A 667-nucleotide genomic window follows, 5' to 3' on the forward strand; every position below is an offset into this window, starting at 1 on the left:
CTCGGAGCCAATGTCCTAGCTGCATTAGCTGCTGCTTCGGTTTCCAACATGTTTGAAGCCACTCTGGACCAAATGGCGGCAATTGCGGTCTTGATGACCATCGTGCCATCCATGGGTGGTGTTGCAGGTAACCAAACCGTTGCACTGGTTATTCGTGGCCTTGCTTTAGGTCATATCGGTGACTCAAACAAACGTGAACTGTTGATGAAAGAAGCCGCAATCGGTTTGCTTAACGGCATCATGTGGGCGTTAATCATCGGTGGTATCGTTGTGGTTTGGAAAGGCAACTGGATGCTCGGAGGTATCATCTCTGCCGCCATGTTGACCAACCTGTTCGTCGCCGGGGTTGCAGGGGTAACCATCCCTGTCCTTCTGAAGAAGATGAATATCGATCCTGCCCTTGCTGGCGGTATGGCACTGACGACTGTCACTGATGTGATTGGCTTGTCTGTTTTCCTCGGTCTAGCAACCTTGCTGATCTAAGCCAGTAACCAACAATGAGCATTAAAAAAGCCTGATGAACACATCAGGCTTTTTGGTATTTCCGCGCTAGTAACTATTATTCACCTGCGACTTTCATTGTGTCGAGCAAGATAGAACCGGTTTGGATTTGTGAGCGTGTTTCAATATCACTACCAACGGCTACAATCTTCGTGAACATGTCTTT

2 protein-coding genes are annotated in these 667 nt (G+C 48.3%); one reads left to right on the plus strand and one right to left on the minus strand.

Annotated elements, in window-relative coordinates:
• A partial coding sequence (locus R7Q48_RS27940) for a magnesium transporter (protein WP_318133549.1) occupies window positions 1-483 on the plus strand: 483 nt, incomplete at its 5' end.
• A 76-nt stretch (window positions 484-559) separates the two neighbouring features.
• On the opposite strand, the gene R7Q48_RS31765 is transcribed toward R7Q48_RS27940, so the two are convergent.
• A partial coding sequence (locus R7Q48_RS31765) for a metallopeptidase TldD-related protein (RefSeq protein ID WP_411979298.1) occupies window positions 560-667 on the minus strand: 108 nt, incomplete at its 5' end.

It is taken from the genome of Vibrio sp. 378 (assembly GCF_033339435.1).